This window comes from Allobrachymonas denitrificans DSM 15123 (assembly GCF_900110225.1).
Lineage (GTDB): Bacteria > Pseudomonadota > Gammaproteobacteria > Burkholderiales > Burkholderiaceae_C > Brachymonas > Brachymonas denitrificans.
Map to the genome: position 1 here is coordinate 31,831 of NZ_FOCW01000001.1, position 26,752 is coordinate 58,582.

A 26,752-nucleotide genomic window follows, 5' to 3' on the forward strand; every position below is an offset into this window, starting at 1 on the left:
ATCATGAATGCCGTACTCAAACCCCAATTCGCCGATCTGCTGGGCAATGGACAGACACTCAAGCAATTCCGTGACGACATCCTGGAGCGCACCGCCAACACCGGGCACTACGATGGCCTGACGAAGCTGGAGCTGCGCGAGAGCGATCCGATCAAGTACGAGAAGCTGTTTTCCAAGCTGCGTGGCGGCCTGGTGCATGCACGGGAAACGGCCAAGAAGATTGCTGCCAGCCCGATCGTGGAGCAGGAAGGCGAGCTGTGCTTCACGCTGTACAACGCGGCGGGCGATTGCGTGCTCACGTCCACCGGCATCATCATCCACGTCGGCACCATGGGCGCAGCGATCAAGTACATGATCGAGAACGACTGGGAGACCAACCCTGGTATCAACCCCGGTGACATGTTCACCAACAACGACTGCGCCATCGGCAACGTGCACCCCTGCGACATTGCCACCATCGTGCCGATCTTTGTGCAGGACAAGCTGATCGGCTGGGTTGGCGGGGTGACGCACGTGATCGACACCGGGGCCGTCACGCCGGGCTCCATGTCGACCGGCCAGGCACAGCGCTTTGGTGATGGCTACATGATTACCTGCCGCAAGACGGGTGCGAATGACCAGCCGTTCCGCGACTGGCTGCACGAATCGCAACGTTCCGTGCGGACGCCCAAATACTGGATTCTCGACGAGAAAACCCGTATTGCCGGCTGCCACATGGTGCGCGACCTGATTGAGGAGGTGGTGGCCGAGGAGGGTCTGGAAAACTACCTGAAGTTCAGCCACGAGGTCATCGAGGAAGGCCGTCGCGGTCTGGGAACGCGCATCAAGGCGATGACCCTGCCGGGCAAGTATCGCAAGGTGTCGTTCGTGGACGTGCCCTACAAGCATGAGGACGTGCAGACCTCCAACGCCTTTGCCAAGCTGGACTCCATCATGCACTCGCCCTGCGAGATGACCATCAAGAGCGATGGCCGCTGGCGCCTGGATTTCGAAGGCGCCAACCGCTGGGGCTGGCACACCTTCAATGCCCACCAGGTGGCCTTCACCTCGGGCATCTGGGTGATGATGTGCCAGACGCTGGTGCCGACGCAGCGCATCAACGATGGCGCCTACTATGGCACCGAATTCCACCTGCCCAAGGGGGCCTGGTGCAACCCGGATGACCGGCGAACCGGTCACGCCTATGCCTGGCACTTCCTGGTTTCGGGCTGGTCCGCGCTGTGGCGTGGCCTGGGGCAGGCCTACTTCAGCCGGGGCTATCTGGAGGAGGTCAACGCCGGCAATGCCAACACCTCCAACTGGCTGCAGGGGGGCGGCATCAACCAGGAGGGCGAGATCCATGCGGTCAACAGCTTCGAGGCATCCAGCTGTGGCACCGGGGCCTGCGCCATCAAGGATGGCCTGAACCACGCGGCGGCCATCTGGAACCCCGAAGGGGACATGGGTGACATCGAGATCTGGGAAATGGCGGAGCCCCTGCTTTACCTGGGCCGCAACATCAAGACCAACTCGGGGGGCTATGGCAAGTACCGTGGCGGCAACGGTTTCGAGACGCTGCGCATGGTGTGGAACGCCCAGGACTGGACCATGTTCTTCATGGGCAATGGCTACATGAATAGCGACTGGGGAATGATGGGGGGCTACCCGTCTGCCACCGGCTATCGTTTCGAGGCCCACAAGACCGGGCTGAAGGACCGCATTGCCAAGGGCCTGAGCCTGCCGCTGGGTGGCGACAGCAATCCGGACGACGGCGAGTACGAGAAGCACCTGTCCCGCGGTGCCACCGTCAAGCGCGACAACCAGTGCATGACCACCGAGGACTGCTACGACAACTACGACCTGTACCTCAACTACCTGCGTGGCGGCCCCGGTTTTGGTGACCCGATCGATCGCGAGGTGGCTGCGATCGAGAAGGATCTGAACGGCCAGTGCCTGCTGCCGGAATATGCAGAGAAGGTCTATGGCGCCGCGTGCAGCCAGGATGCCAAGGGCGTGTGGCATGTGGATGCTGCGGCAACCGAGGCCCGTCGTGCCGAGATGCGCAAGGAGCGCGTGGCCCGCTCCAAGCCCGTCAAGGAGTGGATGAAGGAGGAGCGCGAGCGCATTCTGCGCAAGGATGCGTCCACCCCCGTGCAGCACATGTATGCCACCAGCTTCGGTCTGTCCGGCAAGTTCCTGGACGAGTTCCGCAGCTTCTGGACGCTGCCGCCGGAGTGGGTGATCGACGAGAACGAGCTCGGCGTTCCGAGCTACGGCTCGAAGTTCCGCATGGATCTCAGCAAGATGCCTGATGTGACCGTCGTCACGCTGGTGGAGGAGTAAGCCGGCATTGCATGCGTGACATTTGCCCCGGCGACCTTGCGGCCTTCTACGGTCCGGTTTGGCGAAGCGTCGGGTCCCGGGGCCCCCATTCACTTGAAATTGAGCCTATTTTCTGGAGACAAATCATGAGTCATTACACACAGGAACAAATCAGCAACATGGTCGACGGTCGCCTGGACTGGGACACCACGCTGCGCATGCTGTCCATGCCCAAGGATGGAGAGCGCTTTCAGATGTACGTGCAGGCCTTGCAGGAAAAGACCGGCATGAAGGACCAGATCGTGCTGCCGCTGGGTCCGCACCTGTATATCGTGAGCGATGCGAAGACGAAGAAGTGGGAAACCAAGTGCGACTGCGGCCACAGCTTCGGTGACTATCGCGAAAACTGGAAGCTGCAGGCCAACATCTATGTGCGGGATACCAAGGACGCCATGGGCGAGATCTACCCCGAGCTGATGTCGCCGGATACGCGCTGGCAGGTCTATCGCGAGTACTACTGTCCCGAGTGTGGCACCATGCATGATGTGGAAGCGCCGACGCCCTGGTACCCGGTCATCCATGACTTCGAGCCGGACATCGAGACCTTCTACAAGGAGTGGGTGAATCTGCCATTGCCGGCGCGCGCCTGACCATCTCCGTCGTTCTCTTCCTGCCGCCCGAAGTTCGGGCGGTTTTTTCGTGAGGCGTACGAAAATCGAACGCCGAGGGCATGGGTCATGGCTGTAAAGTAGCGCCAAACCCGCGTCAAATAAGGGAAAGTTTGCATTGATGAGTCTGTCTGTTCACTGAAGAATCGGCGATCTGGGGATTCGTTGTCGATCCTTGTGTCAGCTCCGGGACACCCTTGACAGCAGGAGGTTGCATCCAGGTCCGATGCCGGTGGAGAGAAAAGATGGTGATCCAGTTCGAACAGTTGTTGGCAGATCCGCGGCATGAGACGGTGGTGCGGAGCGCCTGGGAATCCTTTGTACGCGGGGATGCGGGAAGCCGCGGGAGCTTGCGCAGTCTGGTCGACATGTCCTGGCAGCGCTGCCGCAAGGCCAATGTGGATCCGCGCCGCCTCTGTGGCCCCTCGCCGGTCTCGAGCGACGACTTTGTTTCGCTGCGAACCAACCGGGGGGACATGCTCGAAGCAAGCGCGCCCATCATGGCGCAGGCGCGCGAAATCCTGTCGGAAACCGGCTCGCTGATGTTGCTGGCGGATGCCACCGGCACCATTCTCAATTCCGAGGGTGACTGGCGCACCCAGGACGAGGCGCAATCCATTCACCTGATGCCCGGAGTGAACTGGAGCGAGAAGCTGTGTGGCACCAACGCCATCGGGACTGCACTGGCCGTGGGACAGCCCGTGCAGATTCATTCTTCCGAACATTTTTGCGAAGGCATCAAGCGCTGGACCTGCTCGGCGACGGTGGTCCGGCATCCGCTGGATGGCGGCGTTGTGGGTGTGGTGGATGTGTCCGGCCTGTCGGGCAGCTACAGCCCGCAGAGTCTGGCCCTGGCTGTCTCCACTGCCAGCCGCATCGAGAGCCGGATGCGGCTGGATGAGCTGGAGCGCCGCTATCGGCTGCTGGAGCAGGTCATGGGCCGCTGGGATGCGCATGGCCGGGCGGCCATGGCCCTGTTCGATCGGCGCGGCAGTCTGGTGAAAGCCAACGAACTGGCGCAGTCTGTCGTGATGGCGGGCGGGCGGGTGCTGGACCTGACCGCCATTCGTCGCGTGCCGGGGCTGGCTGCGGGGCAGAGAGGTTTCGAACCACTGCCGGCGCTGCCCGACTGGCTCCATGCCGAGTGGCTGGAGCCCCTCATGGTGCACGGCGAGCATGTGGGTACCCTGATCGTCATCCCGCAAAGCCGCCTGATGCCATCATTGCGGAGCATGCCGGCCAGCTTGCCGGAGACGGCCTCTGTTGCGGATGCCGCACCGGCCATAGCGCCGGCGCCCGTGACTTCCAGCACCAGCGAAAATTTTGCCCATATCCTGACGGAAGACCCCGGCATGCTGCAGGTGATCGAGCGGGCAGAGCTGCTTGCCCGGTCGAGGGCTGCAGTCCTCTTGCTGGGGGAGACAGGCGTTGGCAAGGAGGAGTTTGCCCGAGGCATCCATGCCAATCAGGGGCCTTATGTGGCGCTCAACTGCGGAGGCTTGTCGCGCGAGCTGCTTGTCAGCGAGCTCTTTGGTTACGGAGAGGGCGCGTTTACCGGAGCGCGCAAGGGCGGGATGCACGGAAAGGTCGAAGCGGCCGCAGGAGGCACCCTGTTCCTCGACGAGATCGGCGAAATGCCGCTGGACCTGCAGCCCCAGTTGCTGCGCCTGCTGGAGCAGGGCGAATACTATCGGCTGGGAGAAACCACCCCGCGCAAGGCAAATTTCCGCCTGATTGCCGCCACGCACCGCGACTTGCGCCAGGAAGTGGCCAACGGCCGTTTCCGCATGGACCTGTACTACCGTATTGCCGTGACGACCCTGCGCATTCCTCCGCTGAGAACGCGTCCCGGAGACATTGCCCTGCTGGCCGAACGCTTTCTGCAACGCAGCCTGGAACTGCATGGAAAGCCGCCTTCCCGGCTGTCTGCACGCGCGGTGCAGGCGCTGCAGGCCTATTCCTGGCCGGGCAATGTCCGGGAACTGCGCAACGTGATCGATGGCAGCGTCCTGATGAATCTGCGCGATGCGCAAGGTCGCCATGAAGTCGACATCGAACCCCATTTCACCGAGGGTGCAGCGGATACATCGGTGCCCGAGATGGCCGCGGGCAACCATCATGAAGTGCCGAGCATGGCAGAAGGCGAAGAAGTGCTGATTGGCCGCGCAGTGCGTGCCAGCCAGGGAAACCTCACCGAGGCCGCGCGCCGGCTGGGAATTGCCAAGAGCACGCTGTATGCCAAGATGGAGCGCTATGGCCTCTCCCGCCATGGCATCCTGAGCGGCGGGTAGGGGACGGCCGCCTCCTTGGCGGCTCGACGCGGCGGTGTCTGACACGAAGGCGTCTGCCACCCGTGCTACAACAGCTGTTCCTGTTCTCCGGAGGCTTGTCTGTGGCTCCGGGGCGGCCAACGCACAAGGGGGAGGCACAGTGGAGACTCCGTGGAGAGCGCAGGCGCAGCAGCGCTGTCTGCAGCGGACGCTGGTCGCCATGATGCGCGAAGCGCTGCTGCCACAAATCCGCACCATGCAGGAGGGTGGAGCCTCGTGGCCGCTGGATGGACAACGCACCCTGCTGCTGGAGTGTCAGGGGGGCGAACCCGTCTGTGACAACCTGTGGCAAGACATGGGGGAATTGCGCTGTCGCGGGCTTGGTACAGAAATTGTGATCATCGAGACTGCGCCCCAGTTGCTGCGCCTGATTGCACTGACCCATGCGGCTATCGATGCGCCGGCCGTGGAGCGCCTCGTGCGGGAACTCGAAAACAGTGTGGCCAATGATGCGCTTGCCATGGCCTACCGCGAAGCCTGGGGGCGGCAACTGAAGCTGGAACATGCAGCAGGTTCGCCAGAGGGCTTTCTTGGTGTGGTGCGCGGGATGGCGCCGGCAGCCGGCCTGCTGTTGCTCGAGCAGTGGGGAGCCCAAGGCCATCCCACGCACCCGACGCACAAGGCCAAGCTGGGCATGAGCGAGGCCGAGGTCGTGGCCTACTCCCCGGAGTTCGGTGCCCGTCTGCGTCTCGTGCTGGCAGCGATCCGCCGTGACTGCCTCAACGTGTCGCTGGGGCTCAGTATTCCCGATTACGTGGACTGGTTTGCCGAGCAATGGCCGCAGATCGCCCGCGACTGGCGGGCGGCGCTGGTCTTGCGCGGCATGGAGGATTCCGACTGGCTGCCCTTGCCGCTGCACCCCTGGCAGGCGGCCAACAGCCTGCCCCTGCGCTTCGCCAGCCTGCTGGAGCAGGGCGCACTGGTGCTGCTGGACGAGGTGCAGTGGCCGGCCGCGCCAACCATGTCGTTCCGCACCATGAGCTGCGAGCAGGGGGAGACCCTGCCCCACATCAAGCTGCCGGTGTCGCTGTGGCTGACCTCCGCCGAACGCACGGTGTCACCCAAATCCACCGTGATGGGGCCGCGCCTGACCGCACTGCTGCGCGAGGTGCTGGCGCGGGAGGCCGGATTACGGCAGAAGCTGGACATCGTGGACGAACTGGTGGGGCTGCATTACCGCCATCCTGAAGGGGATGACGACATCGCGAGGCATCTCAGCGTGCTGTTTCGCCGCCATCCCGCTTCGCTTGTGCAGGCAGGCGAACTGGCAGTGCCGGTTGGGGCCCTGTTCGCCCCATCACCCTTCCATGGCCGGCTGCTGGTGACGGATGCGGTGGCGCAGGCCTTTGGCGACCACGGCGAGGGGGCGCTCGCGTTCTATGCCGGCTATCTGGACATGGCACTGCAGGCGGTGCTGCAACCCTATCTCCAGTACGGCATCGCGCTGGAAGCGCATCAACAGAACAGTTTCGTCGTCCTCGATGCAATGTACCGGCCGGTGCGGCTGCTGGTACGGGATTTTGGCGATGTGCGTGTGCATGCGCCCACCTTGCAGGCGCAGGGCCTCACGCTGCAGCCCTATCGCCAAGGACTCACCCTGTACGAGGACAACGCGCCCGTGCGTGACAAGGTGATGCATGCCTTCCTGCTGTGCCACATGATCGAACTGGGGCTGGCGCTGGCGCACACTTATGGACAGCCTTCCCGACCCTATGTGGCGCTGTTGCGCAAGGGGCTGGAGAACCTGTTTGCGCAGTTGCAGCCAGAGGTTGATGCAGAGCGCTGGCAGGCCGAGCGCCAGGCCTTGCTGGAAGATCCCTGGCCGGCGAAATCCTTTCTGCGCATGCGGCTGAACAACAGCTCGGAGGATGTGGTGCTGCGCATGCCGAATCCGCTGCGGCTCACCGCCAGCGCTACCGCGTAGCGGCTGGAAACACCGTCTGCTTCGGGATGAGCCCGGATGCCTTGCGGGCGCGGGACTGTGCTGCGTCAGCCCTTGATGGTCTGCTCCAGCACGTGCAACTGCTGGTTCAGGTCCGGATCGTTGGCGCGTTCACCGCCGATCTTGCGTACCGCATGCAGCACCGTGGTGTGATCGCGCCCGCCGAACATCTCGCCGATCTCGGGCAGGCTCTTCTGCGTCATTTCCTTGGCCAGATACATGGCGATCTGGCGCGGACGGGCGATGTTGGCCGGGCGCTTCTTGCTGTGCATGTCGGCGACCTTGATCTTGTAAAAATCCGCCACCGTCTTCTGGATGTTTTCCACGCTGATCTGGCGGTTCTTGATCGACAGCAGGTCGCGCAGCGCCTCGCGCACCAGCTGGATGTCGATCGGGCGGCCGCTGAAGCGCGAATAGGCCAGGATGTTCTGCAACGCGCCTTCCAGTTCACGCACGTTGGCGCGCACGTTCTTGGCGACGAAAAAGGCCACGTCCTCGGGCAGCTCGCGGCCTTCGGCCTGCGCCTTGTTCATCAGGATGGCCACGCGCATTTCCAGCTCGGGCGGCTCGATCGCTACCGTCAGGCCGGAGTCGAAGCGCGACACCAGACGTTCGGTGATGTTGGCCAGCCCCTTGGGATAGGTGTCGCTGGTCATCACGATATGGCTGCGCTTGGACAGCAGCGCCTCGAAGGCGTTGAAGAATTCTTCCTGCGTCTTGTCCTTGCCGGCGAAGAACTGCACGTCGTCGATCATCAGCAGGTCGAGCGAGTGGTAGCGCGACTTGAATTCGTCGAAAGTCTTGCGCTGGTAGGACTTGACCACGTCCGACACGAACTGTTCGGCATGGGTGTAGAGCACGCGGGCGTTGGGCTTGAGCTCGAGCAGCTTGTTGCCCACGGCCTGCAGCAGGTGCGTCTTGCCCAGGCCGACGCCGCCGTAGATGAACAGCGGGTTGTAGAGCTGACCCGGTGTGCTGGCCACATGCATGGCCGCGGCGCGCGCCATGCGGTTGGCGCTACCCTCCACCAGATTCTCGAAGGTGCGGGCCGGATCGAGCCGGGTGGCCTGCGGCTGCGGTTGTGCCGCGGCGACCGGATCGACGCTCTGCCAGATGTCGTGCTGGTAGGCGTTGCCGCCGTGAACGCCCTGGGGCGCAGCATGGAGGTTGCCATGGCGCGGATCGGACACGGAAGCGGGCGCTGCGGCCATCGCGGCGGCGCGCAGTGCGGTACGTGCCACGGCCGGGCGCGCCTGGCGCGCGGCAATCGTCAGCTCCAGCGTCACCGGCTGGTCGGCCAGCTGGTCGAGGATCTGCTGGATGCGCGGCAGGTATTGCGCGCGGATCCAGTCCAGCTTGAAGCGGTTCGCCACTTCCACCACCAGAGCCTCGCCCTGGGCGCGCGCCTGCAGCGGGCGGATCCAGGTGTTGAACTGCTGGGCAGGAACATCCTGGGCCAGCACATCCATGCAGGCCTGCCACAAGGCCGTATCGGGCACGCTGGCGGGTTGAAGGGCTTCGGCAGACATCAGAGGCAATGGGGGCGCAGAAAGGCGGAAAACAGGGGGAATCGGGGCGCTGCAGGCCGCCGGGCACGCAGCCGGCAGGCACGCTTGAACAGAATTGGCAGCGCGACCTTCCATTCTAGGCCAGGCGGCCCGATGGGTGGTATTTTTGCAGCCACATACGCGACTGGGGCAGTAAGTGATTGATCAAGCGCGAAATTTTTGTGATAATCACGAGCTTTCCCGAAATTTTACGGGAGAACAGGGGCTGGGCAGGCTGCGCAAGCAGGGCTGCTGCGGGCTCGCCATGCACGATGTACGTGCCCGGCAGTGCTGCCACGCAGCCCCGACATAACAACACGACTCGAGGATTTTTCCCATGAAACGCACCTACCAGCCTTCCAAAACCCGCCGCGCCCGTACCCACGGTTTCCTGGTCCGCATGAAGACCAAGGGCGGCCGCGCCGTCATCAACGCACGCCGCGCCAAGGGCCGCAAGCGTCTGGCTGTCTGAGCGCAGCCGGCCGGATTGCCGCCTTTCGGGGTTGCGTGATCCATTCGCCCGCCACGCCGCTGCGCCGCCGTTGATGCAACGTCTGCAGAACAGCGCCCAGTTCCAGGCCGTGATGCAGGGCAGCATCGTGGGGCGTACGCCCCATTTTGTTTTGCATGCCCTGCACTGGCTGCCGACTCCGGATGACCATGCCGGCGCCGGCTTTGCCGCGTCCGGACAGCGCCCGCTGTTTCGTGCCGGCCGCCACTGCGGCGTGCTGGTGCCCAAGCGCTGGGCGCGCCGCGCGGTCACGCGCAGCACCATCAAGCGCCAGATGCGCGCCGTGGCCGCTGCGCACGCCGGGCAGATTCCGGAGCAGACCGCCGTGGTGATCCGCCTGCGCAGTGCCTTCGACCGCAAGCGTTTCATCAGCGCCACATCCGACGCCCTGCGCGTGGCGGTGCGTACCGAGCTGGAACAGCTGTTCTCCCGCGCCTGCTGGCAGGACCTGCGCCCTGTGGCCGGCGTGCCGCTGCACCCGGCGGGAGCCCGTGCCGCAAGCACGCCAAACCCGCCTGCCGCAACGCCTTCTGGCACAATGCGCGCTGCACCATGAAACAGTTCCTCATCTCCGGCGTCAAGGCCTACCGACTGTTGCTCAGCCCCTGGCTGGGTTCGTCGTGCCGTTTCGAGCCGACCTGTTCCGCCTACGCGCTGCAGGCACTGGAACAGCATGGTGCGCTGGCGGGCAGCTACCTGATGGTGTCGCGCATCGCGCGCTGCCATCCCTGGTGCCAGGGCGGCTGTGACCCCGTCCCCGCCGAAAAACCGCGCCTGTTCAGCAGCCTGCTGACCAAGTCCGCGCCAAGGGACGCCGTCCCTTCCGACGACTCCCTGCCTTCAACCAAGCATTCTTCATGAACGATATCCGTCGCTCCATCCTGTGGGTCATCTTTGGCTTTGCGCTGATCCTGCTGTGGGACCAGTGGCAGGTCCATAACGGCCGTCCCGCCACCTTCTTCCCGAGCCAGGCGCCCGTGGTTGCCGCTTCCGGCGCTGCCAGCGGCGGGGTTCCCGCTGCCACGGCGGCGGCCAACGGCGCTTCTGCCGCTACAGCCAGCCCGGCCGCCGGCACGGTGCCGGCTGGCCAGCGCACCGAAGTCACCACCGACGTCTACAAGCTGACCTTCGACAGCAATGGCGGCTCGCTGGTGGGTGCGCAACTGCTCAAGTATCCGGAAGATTCCAAGAACGCCAAGAGCCAGCCTATCGTGCTGATGCAGGACACGCCCAGCCACCAGTATCTGGCACAGACCGGTCTGGCAGGTGGCAACCTGCCCAGCCATCTGACGCCCATGGCTCTGGTGACACCCGAGCGCACCCTGGCTGACGGTCAGAAGAGCATGCAGGTGCGCTTCGAATCCGAGCCCGTGGGTGGCGTGAAACTGGTCAAGACCTACACGCTGACGCGCGGCAGCTACGCCATCGGCGTGCAGCATGACGTGGTCAACACCGGCAGCGCCGCCGTGACGCCGCAGCTGTACCAGCAGTTCGTGCGCGACGGCAGCAAGCAGGCCGGCAGCATGTTCTACTCCACCTTCACCGGCCCCGCTTTCTACAGTGAAGAAGGCAAGTACCAGAAGGTCGAATTCAGCGACGTGGACAAGGGCAAGGAACTGAAGTTCCAGCGCAATGCGCCGGACGGCTACGTGGCCATGGCCCAGCACTACTTCACCAGCGCCTGGCTGCCGCCGGAAGGCATGGCGCGCGAGAACTACGTGCGCAAGGTGGATCATCTGTACGCCGCCGGTCAGGTGTTCAACCTGGGCAGCATCGCTCCCGGTGCCACCAAGACCTTCACCAGCACGCTGTTCGTCGGCCCGCAGGACGAGAAGCTGATGAACGCCACCGCGCCCAACCTGGACCTGGTCAAGGACTACGGCTGGCTCACCATCCTGGCGCGTCCGCTGTACTGGCTACTGACCTTCCTGCACGGCTTCCTGCACAACTGGGGCTGGGCCATCGTCGGTCTGGTGGTGCTGCTCAAGGCTGCCTTCTACTGGCTGAACCACAAGGCCTACGCCAGCATGGCCAAGATGAAGGCCGTCAACCCCAAGGTGCAGGCCCTGCGCGAGCGCTACAAGGAAGAGCCGCAGAAGATGCAGCAGGAGATGATGCGCATCTACCGCGAGGAAAAGGTCAACCCGCTGGGCGGCTGCCTGCCGATTCTGGTGCAGATTCCGGTGTTCATTGCGCTGTACTGGGTGCTGCTGTCTAGCGTCGAGATGCGCGGCGCGCCGTGGATCCTGTGGGTGAAGGATCTGTCCACGCCCGACCCCTACTTCATCCTGCCGATCCTGATGACGGCATCCAGCCTGTTGCAGGTGTGGCTCAACCCCACGCCGCCGGACCCGATGCAGGCCAAGATGATGTGGATCATGCCGCTGATGTTCAGCGTGATGTTCTTCTTCTTCCCGGCCGGCCTGGTGCTGTACTGGCTGACGAACAACATCCTGTCGATTGCACAGCAGTGGTTCATCAACAAGCGCCTCGGTGTGAACTGATCGGGCTTGTGGCTTGAATGCGGAAAGGGCGCCTTGGGGCGCCCTTTTTGCTGTGGGGTGGCAGCGGGTTTCAGCGTGTCTGCAGGGCTGGTGTTTTGCGGCCGAATGCCAACAGCAGGTTGTTGGCCGGCATGGTCACGCGTTGAACCAGTTGCAGGCCGGCGGCTTCGGCCTCGGCGCAGACATCGTTGAGATGACGGATGCCCCAGGCCGGGTCGCGCTGGCGCAGGTCGGCGTCGAAGGCGAGGTTGCTGGGGGCGGGGGGAACCGCATCTTCCAGATAGGGGCCGTAGGTGACCAGCAGGCCCTCTTCGGTGAGATGGCGTGAAGCGCCCTGCATCAGGCCGGCACAGCATTCCCACGGCGCGATGTGCAGCATGTTGGCGCAGTAGATCAGGTCGAAGCGGGGGTGTTTTCCATTGGCGCCGTTCGCTTCGGCGCTGAGGGTGTTGGCGCTGGAAGGGACGGCGGTGTTGCTGCTCGGCAGTGGCCACTGCGGTGCACGAACATCCAGCAGGATGGGCGGCTGCACGTTGGAGAGTCCGGCTTGCTGGCAGCGTTGCAAGATGGCCTTGAACAGGGCGTCGTCCAGATCGCTGGGCTGCCAGTGCCAGGCGGGTAGCGCCGCTGCAAAGCAGGCCACATGCTGGCCGGTTCCGCTGGCGATTTCCAGCGCGTTGCCGGCATGGCCGATCCAGCTTTGCAGCACTTCGAGAATCGGGAGCTTGTTGCGTTCGCTGGCGGCACTGGTGGGGAGTTGGAGGTGCATCATGCCGCCATTGTGTCCGAGTTGCCTAGGCGGCGTGCTGGCCGGAATTACATCAGCACCCTGATCGCGCTGCCTCGGGAGTGGAGGGCGATAGTTGCAGGTGCTCAGAGTTGGGGTGTCGGTCGTTTTGGTGGAGTGACCCGCGAGCAAAGCATCACACCGCAATGCGCCGAGCCACCAACCGGTTCAGCCAGTCCGGGGTGACTGCCGTCAGCTTGTACAGGATCGAGGCCTGTGCGCCCACCGGCCAGTGCACCTTGCCCCAGCCGGGGTGCTGCGAGGCCTTCCAGATCACGGCGGCCACGTCTTCGGGCGTGAGATGCACACCGAGGCGGCGGATGCTCTGGGCGTTCATGCCGTCCACCAGGGCGGTGCGCACGAACAGCGGCATGATGTCGCGCACGCGGATGTCGTGGTCCTGCCATTCGATGTTGAGGGCTTCGGTCAGCCCGCGTACGTAGAACTTGGTGGCCGAGTAGTTGGCCAGCGAGGCCTGTCCGTAGAAGGCGGCGCTGGAGGCGAGGTTGATGGCCTGGGCTCCGGGGGTGGCTGCCAGGTAGGCAAAACCGGCATGGCAGCCATAGAGTACGCCCTTGACATTGATGTCGATCTGGGCGTTGTGGCGGTTCAGGGTGTTGTCCTGCAGCGGGCCGGAGATCAGGATGCCGGCGTTGTTCACCAGCAGGTCGAGCCGGCCGGTGCGGGTGTGGAAGGCGGCCAGTGCCGCATGCCAGTCGTCGGGGCTGCGCACGTCCAGCGGGACGGCCATGGCGTTCTCCGGGCCGAGTTCGGTCACCAGTTCGGCCATGCCGGCCTCGTCGATGTCGCCCATGCCGATGTACCAGCCGCGCGCGGCAAACAGGCGCGCGGTGGCCCGCCCGATGCCGACGGCGGCGCCGGAAATGAACATGCAGGGACGGGATTCGCGGGGCGATGACATGGCTATCTCCGGATGAGGTGCCGGGGAGGCGGAGCCCGATTGGGCTTCATGGTGGCGGAGCGGCACGGGATGCTGGGGGTGGCTGGTCGGCACTGGCATGGGGCGCTCCGGGTATGGGGTTGAGAGGATCGGTCGCGGTTGCAGGCGTGCTTCCGGCAGTGGTGGTGCCTGAAGCTTCTGGCTGGGACGGATGGTGCGATGCTTCCGATGGCGATGGCGATGGCGATGGCGATGGCGATGGCGATGGCGATGGCGATGGCACTTGTACCTGCGCCTCCACGACAGCTCTGGCAAAGGCGCCCAGGCGTCTCACGGCCTGCCGTGCCGACGCCAGCTGGAAGGCCTGCAACTGGAACACGTGCCAACGATTGGCGTACTGTTCATACTGGCACGGTACGCCATCGCGCTGTGCCTGCTGCGCCAGCCGCTGGGCATCGGAGAGCAGCAATTCGTCTTCGCCGACTTGCAGACAGATCGGCGGAAAACCCTGCAGTCCGGCTTCCAGCGGGCGGTGATCCAGCGCATCGGCCGGGCAGGCATACCAGCGCACGGCCTGCTCCAGCCAGCCGGGGCGCAGCATCGGGTCACGCGCGACGTGGGTCTGCATGCTGGCGCCAGACAGCGCAGGATCGACCACCGGCGACAGCAGCATCAGGCCGGCAGGCAGGGCATCGCCCCGGGCGCGCAGGCGCAACAGCAGGGCGAGGGCCAGCATGCCGCCGGCAGAGTCACCGGCCACCACGATTTGCTGTGCAGGCAGTCCCTGGGCACGCAGGGCATCCCAGGCAGCGAGCGCATCCTCCAGCGCGGCGGGATAGGGGTGCTCCGGAGCCAGGCGGTAATCCAGCATCCAGGTCGCCAGGCCGGAATGGGCGGCGAGGCGGCTGCCGATGCTGCGGTGCGAGTCGGGGCCGCCCAGGCAGAAGGCGCCGCCGTGCAGATAGAGCAGCGCTCCCGGAACGGCATTGCGGCGCGGTGTCAGGCATTCGGCTGGCACGTTGCCCAAGGTTGTCCGGGTGCGCGTGTTGCCGCGCACGCCGGGCGTGAGCGGGCCCATCAGGGCGACGACGCGCCGCTGAAAACCGATGTCGTGCGGCGGGCCGATCAGCTGGCGGAAAGCCAGGCGCAGAAACCCGCGCAGAAAGCGCGCATGCAGGGTCTCAAACGGGATGCCGGGCTGCAGCACCCGCTCCGCGTGGGGAAGGCCGGCGAGCGGCTCGGTGAAGCGGTAGGCCTGCAGGCCGGACCAGCGCGTGCGCCAGCGATAGCTCAGGGTGAAGCCGGGCCAGTTGCTGCTGTTGCGGCCCTTGGCATCCAGATACCAGCTCTGGCAGCCCTGCCAGACGGTGTGCTGCAGGGCCTGCTGCACCTGCCGGTCCTGCTGGCGATAGGGGTGCGGATCGACTTCCACGCTGCTGGCGCCGCTGCGCCGCAAGGCTGCCAGACAGCGCATCACATGCGCGATCTGGCTTTCCAGCATGTAGACGATGGAGTTGTGACCCAGATTGGTGTTGGGGCCATACAGCATGAAGAAGTTGGGAAAACCCGGCACGGTCATGCCGAGATAGGCGCTGGCCCCTTCGCGCCAGACGGCGTCGAGGTCGATGCCATCGCGTCCGGTAATGCGCATCGGCGCCAGAAACTCGGTGGCGGCAAAGCCGGTGCCGTACACCAGCACATCGGCGGGGTGCAGCGTGCCGTCTTCGGTTTCCACACCGTCCGGATGGATGCGGCGGATCGGTGTGGTGACCAGCGCGACGTTGGGCCGCGCCATGGTGGCCAGGTAGTCACTGGAGAGCAGGATGCGCTTGCAGCCGATCGGATAGTCCGGCGTGAGCCGGGCACGCAGGGCGGGATCGGCCACCTGTTTGCGCAGCATGTGCCGGAACGGGCGTCCCACCGCAGGCTGCATCAGGCCCTTGAAGCGGGTAAAGGCGAGCGCGCGGGCCTCGTACTGCAGGTAGATTTTCAGGCGGTGCAGCCGCATGCGCCAGGGCTGACTGGCAAAGCGTGTCTGCTCGTCGGCGCTGTAGGCGCGATCGGGGCGCGGCAGGATGTAGGCGGGGGAACGCTGGAATACGCTCAGGTGCGCCACTTGCGGAGCGATTGCCGGCACGAACTGGATGGCAGAAGCGCCGGTGCCGATCACGGCCACGCGCTTGCCCTGCAGATCGCAGCCGTGATCCCAGCGTGCGGAATGGAAGGCGGGGCCGCGGAAACTCTCCAGGCCGTCGATGCGTGGCAGGGCGGGGCGGCTGAGCTGGCCGGTGGCGGTGATCAGGATGCGGGTGGTCAGCGCCTCTCCGCTGACCAGGGTGACCTGCCACAGCTGGGCGGCATCGTCGAAGCGGGCTTCGCGCACTTCGGCGCCAAACCGGATGTGCGGCAACAACTGGTACTTGCGGGCGCAGTGCTGCAGGTAGGCGAGGATTTCGTCCTGCCGGGCAAAGCTGCGCGACCAGTTCGGGTTGGGCTCGAACGAGAAGGAGTACAGGTGCGAGGGCACGTCGCAGGCGGCACCGGGGTAGCTGTTGTCGCGCCAGACGCCGCCCACGTCGTTTGCCTTTTCCAGCAGCAGGAAGTCGGTGATGCCCTGTTTGCGCAGTGCGATCGCCATGCCCAGGCCGCCGAAGCCGCTGCCGATGATGAGGGCGGAGAGCGGGGGCGCTTTCTTCCCCGCCATGGGCGGCAGCGGGGTGAGCTCAGGCGGTGTCGGCATGAGCCACCTCCTCCGTAACCGTGTGCGACACGCGCGAGCGCCCGCGGATCAGGTCCACCGCCTTTTCGGCAATCATGATGGTGGGCGCGTTGGTGTTGCCGCCAATCAGTGTCGGCATGATGGAGGCGTCGACCACGCGCAGGCCCTGCACGCCGTGCACGCGCAATTCCGGGTCGACCACGGCCTGGGCGTCTGTGCCCATGCGGCAGGTGCCGACCGGGTGGTAAATGGTTTCGGCGCGCTGGCGGATGATGGCGCGGATGCCGTCATCGTCGCGCACGTCGGGTGTGAACATGTCGCGCGTGTAGAGCTCGGCCAGCGCGGGGGCCTGCATCAGCTGGTGCGTGATGCGGTAGCCGGCCACCATGTCCTCCAGATCCTGGGGATGCGACAGGTAGGCGGGATCGATGCGCGGCGGCAGGGCCGGATCCGCGCCTTGCAGGCCCACGGTACCACGGCTTTGCGGCCGCAGCAGGCAGACGTGGCAGGACAGGCCGTGGCCCCAGTGGAGCTTGCGCGCGTGGCTGTCCACCAGCGCGACCACGAAGTGCAGCTGCAGGTCGGGAATGGCCAGCTCCGGACGCGACTTGAGAAAGCCGCCGCCTTCGGCAAAGTTGGTGGTGAGCATGCCACGCCGCGCCCTGCGGAACTGCAGCATCTCGCGCAGCATGCGCCAGCTGCCCCGCGTGGAAAAGCCGAAGCTGTCCACGCCGCGCACGTTGTAGCCGAAGGTGAAATCAAGATGATCCTGCAGGTTGCTGCCCACGCCGGGCAGATGCTGCACACAGGCGATGCCGTGCTGTTGCACTGCCGTACCGTCGCCCACGCCAGACAGCATCAGCAACTGCGGCGATTGCAGCGCGCCGGCGCTCAGCAGCACCTCGCGGCGGGCGCGCAGCACCTGACGCTGTCCCTGCAGCAGCACTTCCACCCCCACGGCGCGCTTTCCTTCGAACACGATGCGCTGCACGGCGGCCTTGGTATGCACGCTGAGGTTGTCGCGCTGGCCGATATGCGGCAACAAATAGGCGCGTGCGGCACTCCAGCGCTCGCCCTGATACTGCGTGACCTGGTACAGGCCCACGCCTTCCTGGTCCTCGCCATTGAAATCGCCGGCAATCGGCAGCCCGGCTTGCCGCGCCGCTTCCAGATAGCGTGCATGGAAGGGGCTGTCACTGCGCAGGTCGCTCACATGCAGCGGCCCGTGGTTGCCATGCCAGCGGTCACGGTAGCGCTCGTTGTTTTCGCTGAGGATGAAATAGGGCAGCACCTCGTCATACGACCAGCCGGGGTTGCCGAGCGCCGCCCAGTGGTTGTAATCGTGGCGGTGGCCGCGGATGTAGATCATCGCGTTGATGGCCGAGGAGCCGCCCAGACACTTGCCGCGTGGCTGGTAGGCGCGCCGCCCGTTCAGGCCGGGTTGCGGCACGCTCTCGAAGGCCCAGTTGTTGTAGCGGGTGGGCAGCATGGCGACTGCACCGCAGGGGATGTTCACCGCCGGCCCGCCGCCGCCACCGCCGGCCTCCAGCAGGCAGACGCGGGTGGCTTCGTCCTCGCTCAGACGTCCGGCCAGCACCGAGCCGGCTGAGCCGCCGCCGACCACGATGTAGTCAAATTCCATGCCCATGCGTGTTCTTGTCTCCGCTGTGGTGGGCATTCATCCCGATGGAATCGCACGCCCGTTCGCTTGCTGTGAGCATGCTACCGTGCCCTTGCACCAGATGGTTGGCGGGAACTGCGATTTGAGGGAAAGTCCTCAGGCCGGCGGCATATATTCCGTGCGGGATAGCCGCGTTTGATGCTGATTGGCAAGCGGTCCGCGAACATGCTTGCTGGCCACCTGTGGTGCGTCCACAGGCTGGTTGGTGGGCGGGCCAGCCGCGTGGGCGGCAACATACAATGCCCTGAGTCCTCCTCCTTTCCCGGAATTCGCCATGTTGACCCAGCACGCCCAGCCCATCGCCGCCATCGCCACCGCTCCTGGACGTGGCGCTGTCGGCATCGTGCGCCTGAGCGGCAAGGGGCTGGCGCCGTTGGTGGAACAGCTGCTCGGCAAGCTGCCGGCAGCGCGCATGGCGACCTACATGCCATTCCCGGACGCCGACGGCCAGCCCATCGACCATGGCCTGGCCTTGTGGTTCCCGGCGCCGCACAGCTATACCGGCGAGGACGTGCTGGAACTGCAGGCACACGGCGGCAGCGTGGTGCTGCAGATGCTGCTGGCGCATTGCCTGCAGCAGGGCGAATCGCTGGGCCTGCGCGTGGCGCGGCCGGGCGAATTCACCGAGCGCGCCTTCCTCAACGGCAAGCTGGACCTGGCCCAGGCCGAAGCCGTGGCCGACCTGATCGACGCCAGCACCGAAACCGCCGCCCGCAGCGCCAGCCGCTCGCTCAGCGGCGCCTTCAGCGAGCAGGTGCATGGCCTGCGCGATGCGCTGGTGCATCTGCGCATGCTGGTCGAGGCCACGCTGGATTTTCCTGAGGAAGACATCGATTTCCTGCAGCACGCCGATGCCGCCGGCCAGCTGGCGCGCATCGAGGCGCAGCTGCAGGGCATCCAGCAGCAGGCGCAGCAGGGCGCCTTGCTGCGCGAAGGCATCAAGGTGGTGATTGCCGGCCAGCCCAATGCGGGCAAGAGTTCGCTGCTCAATGCGCTGGCGGGGGCGGAGCTGGCCATCGTCACGCCGATTGCCGGCACCACGCGCGACAAGGTGACGCAGACCATCCAGATCGAAGGCGTGCCGCTGCACGTGATCGACACCGCCGGCCTGCGCGACACCACGCTGGCCGAAGTGGACGAGGTGGAGAAGATCGGCATCCACCGCGCCTGGGACGAGATTGGCCAGGCCGATGCCGTGCTGTTCCTGCACGACCTCACGCGCGTGGGCGATGCGGATTACGACGCTGCCGACGCCCTGATTGCCGAGCGCCTGAAGGCTCAGCTGCCGCCTGCCGTGCCGGTACTGCACATCGCCAACAAGGCCGATGCCGTGGGGCCGCTGCTGGAAGGTGATGACACCCATCTGGCGCTGTCTGCCAAGACTGGTGCCGGTCTGGATGCGCTGCGCCAGCGCTTATTGCAGATTGTCGGCTGGCAGTCTGCGCCCGAAGGCGTGTTCATTGCGCGCGAACGCCATGTGCACGCACTGCGTCGCGTGGCTGGACATGTGGAGCTGGCCAGTGCCCATCTCAACACCCCTGCGCCCGCGCTCGACATTCTGGCCGAAGAGCTGCGACTGGCGCAAAACGCACTCAACGAGATCACCGGAGAGTTCACGCCGGATGACTTGCTGGGGGAGATTTTTGGGAAGTTTTGTATTGGGAAGTGAGAGAGACAGGTGCTTCTGCAGGCTGAATCACTGTCGAACGCTTGCTCGAAGAGGGGGGTGTGATGAACAGCAAAAAACTGATCCGCAACAGCACAGCCGAATTCCTGATCTTCACTGGCCAGGCCGGCGAACAAAGCATTGAGGCCCGCTATGAGGACGAAACGCTGTGGCTTTCGCAGAAGCTGATGGCCGAACTGTTCGGGGTAGATGTGCGCACCGTCAGCGAGCACCTGAAGAACATCTTTGCCAGTCAGGAGTTGGCGGCAGAAGCAGTTATCCGGAAATTCCGGATAACTGCAAGCGACGGCAAGAACTACCAGACCCAGTTCTACAACCTCGATGCCATCATTTCCGTCGGCTATCGGGTTAACTCCATTCGCGCAACGCAGTTTCGCCAGTGGGCAACCGGCGTCCTGCGTGAGTTCGCCATCAAGGGCTATGTGCTGGATCGCCAGCGCATGGAAAACGGCAGCTTCCTGGGCGAGGACTACTTCGAGCGGCTGCTGGCGGAAATCCGCGAGATCCGCCTCAGCGAGCGACGGTTCTACCAGAAGGTCACCGATATCTACGCCACCAGCGTGGACTACAACAACGACGCACCGACCACCAAGACCTTCTTCGCCAAAGTACAGAATAAACTGCACTACGCCATCCACGGCCATACTGCTGCAGAGTTGGTCCACAAACGGGCCGATAGCAGCAAGCCACATATGGGGTTGACTTCCTGGGCGAACGCGCCCGAAGGCAAGATCCTGAAAACCGATGTGGCCGTGGCCAAGAACTACTTGACCAGGGACGAGTTGGATTCCTTGGGTCGTATCGTCAACGCCTATCTGGAACTGGCCGAGGATCGTGCTCGCCGCAAGATACCCATGAGCATGGAAGATTGGTCCAAGCGGCTGGACGCCTTCCTCGAATTTGATGAACGGGAGGTGCTACAGAGCAGCGGCAAGTTTTCTGCAAAACTTGCCCAGACGCATGCGGAAAGCGAATTTGAGAAATACAGAATTGTGCAGGATCGCTTATTTGAAAGCGATTTCGACAAAGCCGTCAAAAAGTTGGTGGCCAGTGAGCCGAACACCAAAGATGACGGATAAGCTGTAAAAGTGCGCACACGTTATCCCTGCCCCTTTCGATACGCCCCCGGCGCACTTCCCGTCCACTGCCGGAACGCCCGCTGAAAGCAGGTCGCATCCTCAAACCCCACCCGCAGCCCGATCTGCGCCACCGCCAGCCGGCTCTGCGTCAGCAACTGGATCGCCACGTCACGCCGCAATTCGTCCTTGATCGCCTGAAAACTGGTTCCCTCCGCCTGTAGCTTCCGCGCCAGCGTGCGCACGGAAAAATGCAGCGCATTGGCCACCTCGGCAATGCTGGCGGATTGCTCCAGCCGCTGCTGCAGGTGCTCGCGCACGCGGTGGCTGACGATGCGCTCGGCAAACGAGACAAACATCCAGTCCGCCGGTGCGCGCGCCAGAAACGCGGACACCGATTGCTGTCCCTGCCGGATCGGCGTCTGCAGCTGTTCCAGATCGAACCAGAGCGCCATTTCCGGCTGGTCGAAGCGCTGCGGCCCCGGATAGAGAAACACGTATTCCGAGCCCTGTTCCGGCCGCGCGTGGGTGAAGTCCACCTGCGCCAGCGGAATCTTGTGCCCCGCGAGCCAGGAGGCAACACCGTGCACCAGCTTGAGCATCATCTTCTGCGCAAAGGTGTTCTGTCGCACCGCCGCGCTGCGCGGCAGCAGGGCGACCTGCACACGTGAACCCTGCGTGCGCAGCACGAAATGCAGATCGTCCAGCAGCAGCCGGAAATACTGCGTGAAGCGGTACAGCGCCGTCACCAGGCTGGGCGAGCCGATCAGGCTCAGGCACAGGAACTTGAGTGTGCCGCCGCGCAGCGGGCGCGCAAACATTCCGGGCGTTTCGTCATCGCACTGCTGTGCCAGCAGGCGATACAGCCCGGCAAACTGCTGGTTGGTCACGCGCGCCCCTGCCTGCTGCAGCAAGGCCGGCGCAATGCCCGCGTGCAGCACGCAGGCCGCCTGCAGGTGCGGGTCCAGCGCTGCGCCTTGCAGCAGATCGTGCACGAAATCGATGGGAATGGTGGGAAGGGAATTTTGCATGGCGTTTGGCTGATTATGCAAACTTTTCGGCCAGAGAGGCCACTGCCATGCAGACACTGCGTGCCTAGAATTGATCCGGTTTCCTGAAGAAAAACAGGCATTAGTGAAAACCCTAGCCCACGCCTTCGTGCAGAAATAGTGCCAACTCTGTATGGCGCACATTGCCAATATCAACCCCCATGAGAAGCAGCCTAGGCTGCCCCAGACCGATGCATTTCGCCCTTACCGAAGAACAGCGCATGATCCAGCAACTCGCCCGTGAGTTTGCCCAGCAGGAGATCGCGCCCCTGTCCGCGCAGCACGACCGTGAGCAGAGCTTTCCGCTGCCGGTCCACGCCAAGGCGCTGGAGCTGGGCCTGCTCAACATCGCCATGCCGGCAGAGTTCGGCGGCGCCGGCCTGGGCGCGCTGGAAGTGGCGCTGGTCACCGAGCAGCTCTGCCGTGCCTGCCTCGGCATCGGCACGGCGCTGTGCGTGAACGCGCTGGCGGCCGAGCCGATCCTGCTGGCCGGTACGTCGGAGCAGAAACAGGCCTGGTTGCCGCGCCTGGCCGCCGGCGAATTTGCCAGCTTTGCCCTGACCGAACCGGGCGCCGGTTCCGACGCCGCCGGCATCCGCAGCACCGCTGTGCGCGAAGGGGATGACTACGTCCTCAACGGCAGCAAGATGTGGATTTCCAATGCCTCGCTGGCGAGCTTCTTCGTGGTGTTTGCCAAGACCGATCCGGCGGCCGGCCACAAGGGCATCAGCGCCTTCGTCGTCGAGCGCAACTCCCCCGGCCTGACCGTGGGCGAACCGCTGGGCAAGCTCGGCCAGCGCGCCGCGCCCACCTGCGAGGTGTTCTTCGACGGCGTGCGTGTGCCGGCGCAGCAGCGTCTGGGTGCCGAGGGCGAGGGTTTCGCCATCGCCATGCGCACTTTTGACCAGTCGCGCCCCATGGTGGCCGCTTTCGGCCTGGGGCTGGTGCAGTGCTGCATCGACGAGGCACTGCCCTATGCCACCGAGCGCAAGTCCATGGGCCAGCGCCTGATCGACCACCAGGCCGTTGCCCACCATCTGGCCGAAATGCAGATCCGCCTCGAAGCCTCGCGCCTGCTCACCTACCAGTCCGCCTGGCTGGCCGACCAGGGCCAGCGCAACACCCTGCAGGCTTCGGTCGCCAAGGCCTACAGCTCCGATGCCGCCATGTGGGCTGCCACGCAGGCGATTCAGGTGCTGGGTGGCATGGGCTACAGCACCGAATACCCCGTCGAAAAGCTGTTCCGCGATGCCAAGGTGCTGCAGATCTACGAAGGCACCAGCGAGATCCAGCGCAGCATCATCGCGCGCGAGATGGAGCGCGGCATGGCCAGCGGCGCCTGAGCGCCCGCATAAGCATCACCAAGGAATTCCCATGACTCTCAACACCAACGATCCCGTCATCCTCTCCGCCGTGCGCACGCCCTTCGGCAAGCGCAAGGGCGCCCTGCGCGAGACGCGCCCCGATGCCCTGCTGGCCGGCATCCTGCAGCAGGCGCTCACGCGCTCCGCTGTGCCTGCCGGCCAGATCGGCGATGTGATTGCCGGCTGTGTCAGCCAGGCCGGTGAGCAGGGCGCCAACATCGCGCGCCAGGCGGTGCTGCTGGCCGGCCTGCCCGAAACCGTACCGGGCGTGAGCCTGAACCGCATGTGCGGATCCAGCCAGTATGCGGTGCATGCGGCAGCACAGGCCATTGCTGCGGGCGATCTGGACTTTGCCATCGGCTGCGGCGTTGAAAGCATGAGCCGTGTGCCCATGTTCCTCGACCTGACGCTGGGCCGGCACGATTTCACCGGATTCGACAACCTGCACCCGCGCATCCTCGAGCGCTTCGCCATTCCGCATCAGGTGGAAAGTGCGGAACTGATTGCCGAGCGCTGGCAGCTCAGCCGCGCCGATTGCGATGCCTTCGCCATCGAAAGCCACCGCCGCGCCCATGCCGCGCGCGAGGCGGGCCTGCATCAGGAAATCGCTGCAGTGCCAGGCGTGGACAAGGACGGCAACCCCCTGCAGCTTGACCACGACGAAGGCGTGCGTGCCGTGATCGACCAGGAACGCATGGCTGGCATGCAGCCGGTGTTCCGCAGCATGGAGCAGGGCGTGGTGACGGCAGCCAATGCCAGCCAGATGTCCGACGGTGCTTCTGCCGTGGTGCTGGCCAGCAGCGCGGCCGCCGCCGCGAACGGCCTCAAGCCCCGCGCCTGCTTCCGTGCCCGCGTGGTGGTCGGCTCCGATCCCGTACTGCAACTGACCGGCGTGATCCCGGCCACCCATGCGGCGCTGAAGCAGGCCGGACTCAGTCTGGCCGACATGGACTGGATCGAGGTGAACGAGGCCTTTGCCAGCGTGGCGCTGGCCTGGGCGCGCGAATTCAAGGCCGACATGGACAAGCTCAACCCCTGGGGCGGCGCCATCGCCCATGGCCATCCGTTGGGCGGCACCGGCGCCGGCCTGCTGGCCAAGATGCTGTCCGGGCTGGAGCATGTGGACGGCCGCTTTGGCCTGCAGGTCATGTGCATCGGCCACGGCATGGCCACCGCCACCATCCTGGAGCGCCTGCCCGCCTGAGCGCCAGCGCCTGAGTGAGCCGCTCCGCCACACCGCCACTATCCGACCAAACGTCCAAAGCCCAAAGCCCAAAGCCCAAAACCACAGAGCCACAGAGCCACAGAGCCACAGAGCCACAGAGCCACAGAGCCACAGAGCCACAGAGCCACAGAGCCACAGAGCCAAAACTAGCCAGGAGACACCCGTGACCCACACCCTTTCCCCCGCCATCCGCCGCACCATCCGCAACACCCTGGGCGATGCCCTGCAGCGCGCCGTGCGCCGCTCCCCGAACAAGGACGCGCTGGTCTTCGGCGACCGCCGCTGGACCTACCAGGCGCTGAACCAGGCCGTCAACCGCGTCGCCAACGCCCTGCTGGCGCAGGGCCTGCAACAAGGCGATCGCGTGGCCGCCTACGGCAAGAACTCCGATGCCTACGTGCTGCTCTGGCTGGCCTGCAACCGTGCCGGACTGGTGCATGTGCCGGTCAACTTCGCCCTCACCGAGGGGGAACTGCGCTACATCGTCGAGCAATCCGGCGCCCGCGCGCTGATCCACGACATCAGCATGCAGGCCCATGTGGACCAGGTGCGCGCCAGCCTGAACTGCTCTGTCCATGGCACCTTCTACGGTGGCGAAGGTCTGGATGTGCTGGCCCTGGCGCAAGGCAACGGCCCCGCCGATGCCCCCGAACTGGATATCGACGAGAACGCCGTCTGCCAGATCCTCTACACCTCCGGCACCACGGCGGCCCCCAAGGGCGCGATGATGACGCACCGCTCGCTGCAGGCCGAATACGCCAGCTGCATTGCCGCGCTGGAACTGAACGCGAATGACCGCTCGCTGGCCTCGCTGCCGCTCTATCACTCGGCGCAGATGCATGTGTTCCTGATGCCGCACCTGCTGGTGGGCGCCACCACCTTCCTGATTCCCGCGCCCACGCCCGATGCCTGCTTCGATGCCATCGCGCAGCACGGCATCACCTCCTTCTTCGCTCCGCCCACGGTCTGGATCGCGCTGCTGCGCCATCCCGGCTTTGCCGCGCACGACCTGTCCAGCCTGCACAAGGGCTACTACGGCGCGTCCATCATGCCGGTTCCGGTGCTGGAGGAACTGCGCCAGCGCATGCCGCGTGTGCGCCTGTTCAACTGCTATGGCCAGAGTGAAATCGCGCCGCTGGCCACGGTGCTGTCACCCGAGGAGCACGCCATCCAGCCCGCCTCCGCCGGCCGGCCGGTGCTCAACGTGGAAACCCGCGTGGTGGATGACCAGATGCAGGACATGCCGCTCGGCGAAATGGGCGAGATCGTGCACCGCTCCCCGCAGACCATGATCGGCTACTGGGACAAGCCCGAGCAGACCGAGGAGGCCTTCGAAGGCGGCTGGTTCCATTCCGGCGACATGGGCTATTTCGACCAGGACGGCTTTCTGTTCGTGGTTGATCGCGTCAAGGACATCATCAACACCGGCGGCGTGGTCGTCTCCAGCCGCGAGGTGGAAGAATGCCTGTTCACCCATCCAGCCGTGTCCGAAGTGGCGGTGATCGCGCTACCGGATGAGCGCTGGATCGAGGCGGTGACGGCGGTGGTGTGCCTGAAAGACGGTTTCAGTGCTAGCGAGGAGGAGCTGATTGCCTATGCCAAGGAGCGTATGGCGCACTTCAAGGTGCCCAAGAGCGTGCACTTCGTGGATGACCTGCCGCGCAGCACGGCGGGCAAGCTGCTCAAGCGGGAACTTCGCAAGCAGTTTGCGGAGGCCTGAAATCAACCTGTGAGCGCGCCTGCCTGTGGGCGCGATGATGCAGGGACATGGCGAGGCGGGCGCTCCGCGTACCAGCCCTCGCCTCAGGCCCACGGCTTAGGTTCCCGGCTTAGGCCCCCGGCTTAGGTCCCGCGCACCGGCACCGACTCAGCAGGCGCCGCCTCAAGCCCCGCGCACCGGCCCCCTGTCAATGCCGGACAGACCGGTATTCACCGAGAACAGCTTGGCGTTCACGTGTGGAACGCCAAAGCTCTTGAGCCGCGCCGTGTGCATGGCCAGATAGGCTTCCGCGCTTTCGCGGTCGGCAAACAGGTAGATGCCGCCGGCTTCCTGCGTCTGCTGGTTTTCGGTCCAGATCTTCCAGATCAGCCCGGCTTCCTGGGCGATGGATTCGGCCAGGCCGCGCATGGCGGTGTGCATTTCCTCGCCCCACGGCCCCTGATAGGGGAAATCGACTTGCAGCAGGGTGGGCATCAGCGCTCGTCCGGCAGTTCGATCTTCACTTCCAGCACTTCCAGGTTGTCCTGGCGATCCAGCTGCACCTTCAGGTCGTCCGGATTGATCTTCACGTACTTGGAGATCACTTCCACCAGCTCGCGCTGCAGGGCCGGCAGATAATCCGGTTCGGCGGCGCTGCGGCCGCTGCGTTCGTGGGCGAGGATGATCTGCAGACGCTCCTTGGCCACACTGGCCGTCTTCTTCTTTTCGCCGAGCAGGAAGGACAGGAAAGATGCCATGAC

Annotated in this window: 21 protein-coding genes; 13 read left to right on the forward strand and 8 right to left on the reverse strand. The window is 64.9% G+C overall.

The features are described from left to right. The first annotated feature begins 3 nt into the window (after positions 1-3). The 4 genes from BMW28_RS00140 (at position 4) to BMW28_RS00155 (ending at position 7,223) form a co-directional block, all read left to right on the forward strand. Complete coding sequence (locus BMW28_RS00140; RefSeq protein WP_091812646.1) at positions 4-2,322, forward strand: hydantoinase B/oxoprolinase family protein; 2,319 nt, start codon at positions 4-6, stop codon at positions 2,320-2,322. 125 nt (positions 2,323-2,447) lie between these two features. Continuing rightward, positions 2,448-2,951 carry an acetone carboxylase subunit gamma gene (locus tag BMW28_RS00145; RefSeq protein ID WP_091812648.1) on the forward strand — a complete coding sequence of 168 codons (504 nt, stop codon included), beginning with the start codon at positions 2,448-2,450 and terminating at the stop codon, positions 2,949-2,951. Between the two features lie 494 nt (positions 2,952-3,445). Then, positions 3,446-5,260, forward strand: coding sequence for a sigma-54-dependent Fis family transcriptional regulator (locus BMW28_RS00150; RefSeq protein ID WP_234969902.1), 1,815 nt, complete (start codon positions 3,446-3,448; stop codon positions 5,258-5,260). 139 nt (positions 5,261-5,399) lie between these two features. Further along, the gene (locus tag BMW28_RS00155) at positions 5,400-7,223 is read left to right on the forward strand and encodes an IucA/IucC family protein (RefSeq protein ID WP_143280520.1); all 1,824 of its coding nucleotides are present in this window, start codon (positions 5,400-5,402) and stop codon (positions 7,221-7,223) included. 65 nt (positions 7,224-7,288) lie between these two features. On the opposite strand, the gene dnaA is transcribed toward BMW28_RS00155, so the two are convergent. Beyond that, positions 7,289-8,770 carry a chromosomal replication initiator protein DnaA gene (gene dnaA, locus BMW28_RS00160; RefSeq protein WP_091812652.1) on the reverse strand — a complete coding sequence of 494 codons (1,482 nt, stop codon included), beginning with the start codon at positions 8,768-8,770 and terminating at the stop codon, positions 7,289-7,291. Between the two features lie 355 nt (positions 8,771-9,125). Between dnaA and rpmH the strand changes: the two genes are divergently transcribed. From rpmH to yidC, 4 genes are all read left to right on the forward strand, one after another. Beyond that, positions 9,126-9,260 (forward strand): 50S ribosomal protein L34, encoded by a 135-nt coding sequence (gene rpmH, locus BMW28_RS00165; RefSeq protein WP_012207856.1) that lies wholly within the window; start codon positions 9,126-9,128, stop codon positions 9,258-9,260. A gap of 73 nt (positions 9,261-9,333) precedes the next feature. Continuing rightward, the gene (locus tag BMW28_RS00170) at positions 9,334-9,855 is read left to right on the forward strand and encodes a ribonuclease P protein component (RefSeq protein WP_091812654.1); all 522 of its coding nucleotides are present in this window, start codon (positions 9,334-9,336) and stop codon (positions 9,853-9,855) included. Continuing rightward, on the forward strand, positions 9,852-10,160 hold the full coding sequence (gene yidD / locus BMW28_RS00175; RefSeq protein WP_091812656.1) for a membrane protein insertion efficiency factor YidD: 309 nt from the start codon (positions 9,852-9,854) through the stop codon (positions 10,158-10,160). The genes BMW28_RS00170 and yidD overlap by 4 nt, the downstream gene beginning before the upstream one ends. Then, positions 10,157-11,803 (forward strand): membrane protein insertase YidC, encoded by a 1,647-nt coding sequence (gene yidC, locus BMW28_RS00180; protein WP_091812657.1) that lies wholly within the window; start codon positions 10,157-10,159, stop codon positions 11,801-11,803. The genes yidD and yidC overlap by 4 nt, the downstream gene beginning before the upstream one ends. Positions 11,804-11,873: 70 nt before the next feature. On the opposite strand, the gene BMW28_RS00185 is transcribed toward yidC, so the two are convergent. The 4 genes from BMW28_RS00185 to BMW28_RS00200 all read right to left on the reverse strand — a co-directional run bounded on the left by BMW28_RS00185 (position 11,874) and on the right by BMW28_RS00200 (position 17,858). Continuing rightward, positions 11,874-12,572, reverse strand: a complete 699-nt coding sequence (locus BMW28_RS00185; RefSeq protein ID WP_091815246.1) for a DUF938 domain-containing protein — start codon at positions 12,570-12,572, stop codon at positions 11,874-11,876. Positions 12,573-12,726: 154 nt separating this feature from the next. Then, entirely contained in the window at positions 12,727-13,512 is a 786-nt protein-coding gene (locus BMW28_RS00190) for an SDR family oxidoreductase (RefSeq protein WP_091812659.1), read from the reverse strand. A gap of 46 nt (positions 13,513-13,558) precedes the next feature. Continuing rightward, entirely contained in the window at positions 13,559-16,231 is a 2,673-nt protein-coding gene (locus BMW28_RS00195) for a flavin-containing monooxygenase (protein ID WP_234969904.1), read from the reverse strand. Continuing rightward, positions 16,215-17,858: a GMC family oxidoreductase gene (locus tag BMW28_RS00200; protein ID WP_091812663.1), complete on the reverse strand. Its 1,644-nt coding sequence runs from the start codon at positions 17,856-17,858 to the stop codon at positions 16,215-16,217. Before BMW28_RS00200 ends, BMW28_RS00195 begins: the two co-directional genes overlap by 17 nt. Positions 17,859-18,165: 307 nt before the next feature. Here BMW28_RS00200 and mnmE point away from each other — a divergent pair, with 307 nt between their 5' ends. Together mnmE and BMW28_RS00210 are read left to right on the forward strand one after the other, a co-directional pair. Further along, positions 18,166-19,560 (forward strand): tRNA uridine-5-carboxymethylaminomethyl(34) synthesis GTPase MnmE, encoded by a 1,395-nt coding sequence (gene mnmE, locus BMW28_RS00205; RefSeq protein WP_091812665.1) that lies wholly within the window; start codon positions 18,166-18,168, stop codon positions 19,558-19,560. 62 nt (positions 19,561-19,622) lie between these two features. Beyond that, positions 19,623-20,657 carry a virulence RhuM family protein gene (locus tag BMW28_RS00210; protein ID WP_091812666.1) on the forward strand — a complete coding sequence of 345 codons (1,035 nt, stop codon included), beginning with the start codon at positions 19,623-19,625 and terminating at the stop codon, positions 20,655-20,657. Between the two features lie 20 nt (positions 20,658-20,677). Here the strand turns inward: BMW28_RS00210 and BMW28_RS00215 are convergent, their stop codons facing one another. After that, positions 20,678-21,685: an AraC family transcriptional regulator gene (locus tag BMW28_RS00215; protein WP_091812668.1), complete on the reverse strand. Its 1,008-nt coding sequence runs from the start codon at positions 21,683-21,685 to the stop codon at positions 20,678-20,680. Positions 21,686-21,894: 209 nt separating this feature from the next. Between BMW28_RS00215 and BMW28_RS00220 the strand changes: the two genes are divergently transcribed. The 3 genes from BMW28_RS00220 to BMW28_RS00230 all read left to right on the forward strand — a co-directional run bounded on the left by BMW28_RS00220 (position 21,895) and on the right by BMW28_RS00230 (position 26,012). Beyond that, positions 21,895-23,046 (forward strand): acyl-CoA dehydrogenase family protein, encoded by a 1,152-nt coding sequence (locus tag BMW28_RS00220; RefSeq protein WP_091812669.1) that lies wholly within the window; start codon positions 21,895-21,897, stop codon positions 23,044-23,046. 31 nt (positions 23,047-23,077) lie between these two features. After that, the gene (locus tag BMW28_RS00225) at positions 23,078-24,271 is read left to right on the forward strand and encodes a thiolase family protein (RefSeq protein WP_091812671.1); all 1,194 of its coding nucleotides are present in this window, start codon (positions 23,078-23,080) and stop codon (positions 24,269-24,271) included. 184 nt (positions 24,272-24,455) lie between these two features. After that, on the forward strand, positions 24,456-26,012 hold the full coding sequence (locus BMW28_RS00230; RefSeq protein ID WP_091812672.1) for an acyl-CoA synthetase: 1,557 nt from the start codon (positions 24,456-24,458) through the stop codon (positions 26,010-26,012). Between the two features lie 162 nt (positions 26,013-26,174). Here BMW28_RS00230 and BMW28_RS00235 read toward each other — a convergent pair whose 3' ends face one another. Together BMW28_RS00235 and minE are read right to left on the reverse strand one after the other, a co-directional pair. Then, positions 26,175-26,486 (reverse strand): monooxygenase, encoded by a 312-nt coding sequence (locus BMW28_RS00235; RefSeq protein WP_091812673.1) that lies wholly within the window; start codon positions 26,484-26,486, stop codon positions 26,175-26,177. Then, positions 26,486-26,749, reverse strand: coding sequence for a cell division topological specificity factor MinE (gene minE / locus BMW28_RS00240; RefSeq protein WP_091812674.1), 264 nt, complete (start codon positions 26,747-26,749; stop codon positions 26,486-26,488). The genes BMW28_RS00235 and minE overlap by 1 nt, the downstream gene beginning before the upstream one ends. Positions 26,750-26,752 lie beyond the last annotated feature (3 nt).

Excerpts from the sequence above, each read along its gene's own strand:
- rpmH (WP_012207856.1), top strand. The coding sequence starts at position 9,126 with ATGAAACGCACCTACCAGCCTTCCAAAACCCGCCGCGCCCGTACCCAC.
- BMW28_RS00220 (WP_091812669.1), top strand. The coding sequence starts at position 21,895 with ATGCATTTCGCCCTTACCGAAGAACAGCGCATGATCCAGCAACTCGCC.
- BMW28_RS00195 (WP_234969904.1), bottom strand. The coding sequence starts at position 16,231 with ATGCCGACACCGCCTGAGCTCACCCCGCTGCCGCCCATGGCGGGGAAG.
- mnmE (WP_091812665.1), top strand. The coding sequence starts at position 18,166 with ATGTTGACCCAGCACGCCCAGCCCATCGCCGCCATCGCCACCGCTCCT.
- BMW28_RS00150 (WP_234969902.1), top strand. The coding sequence starts at position 3,446 with ATGCTCGAAGCAAGCGCGCCCATCATGGCGCAGGCGCGCGAAATCCTG.
- yidD (WP_091812656.1), top strand. The coding sequence starts at position 9,852 with ATGAAACAGTTCCTCATCTCCGGCGTCAAGGCCTACCGACTGTTGCTC.
- BMW28_RS00140 (WP_091812646.1), top strand. The coding sequence starts at position 4 with ATGAATGCCGTACTCAAACCCCAATTCGCCGATCTGCTGGGCAATGGA.
- BMW28_RS00210 (WP_091812666.1), top strand. The coding sequence starts at position 19,623 with ATGAACAGCAAAAAACTGATCCGCAACAGCACAGCCGAATTCCTGATC.
- BMW28_RS00185 (WP_091815246.1), bottom strand. The coding sequence starts at position 12,572 with ATGCACCTCCAACTCCCCACCAGTGCCGCCAGCGAACGCAACAAGCTC.
- yidC (WP_091812657.1), top strand. The coding sequence starts at position 10,157 with ATGAACGATATCCGTCGCTCCATCCTGTGGGTCATCTTTGGCTTTGCG.
- dnaA (WP_091812652.1), bottom strand. The coding sequence starts at position 8,770 with ATGTCTGCCGAAGCCCTTCAACCCGCCAGCGTGCCCGATACGGCCTTG.
- BMW28_RS00235 (WP_091812673.1), bottom strand. The coding sequence starts at position 26,486 with ATGCCCACCCTGCTGCAAGTCGATTTCCCCTATCAGGGGCCGTGGGGC.
- BMW28_RS00215 (WP_091812668.1), bottom strand. The coding sequence starts at position 21,685 with ATGCAAAATTCCCTTCCCACCATTCCCATCGATTTCGTGCACGATCTG.
- BMW28_RS00170 (WP_091812654.1), top strand. The coding sequence starts at position 9,334 with ATGCAACGTCTGCAGAACAGCGCCCAGTTCCAGGCCGTGATGCAGGGC.
- BMW28_RS00190 (WP_091812659.1), bottom strand. The coding sequence starts at position 13,512 with ATGTCATCGCCCCGCGAATCCCGTCCCTGCATGTTCATTTCCGGCGCC.
- minE (WP_091812674.1), bottom strand. The coding sequence starts at position 26,749 with ATGGCATCTTTCCTGTCCTTCCTGCTCGGCGAAAAGAAGAAGACGGCC.
- BMW28_RS00145 (WP_091812648.1), top strand. The coding sequence starts at position 2,448 with ATGAGTCATTACACACAGGAACAAATCAGCAACATGGTCGACGGTCGC.
- BMW28_RS00225 (WP_091812671.1), top strand. The coding sequence starts at position 23,078 with ATGACTCTCAACACCAACGATCCCGTCATCCTCTCCGCCGTGCGCACG.
- BMW28_RS00200 (WP_091812663.1), bottom strand. The coding sequence starts at position 17,858 with ATGGGCATGGAATTTGACTACATCGTGGTCGGCGGCGGCTCAGCCGGC.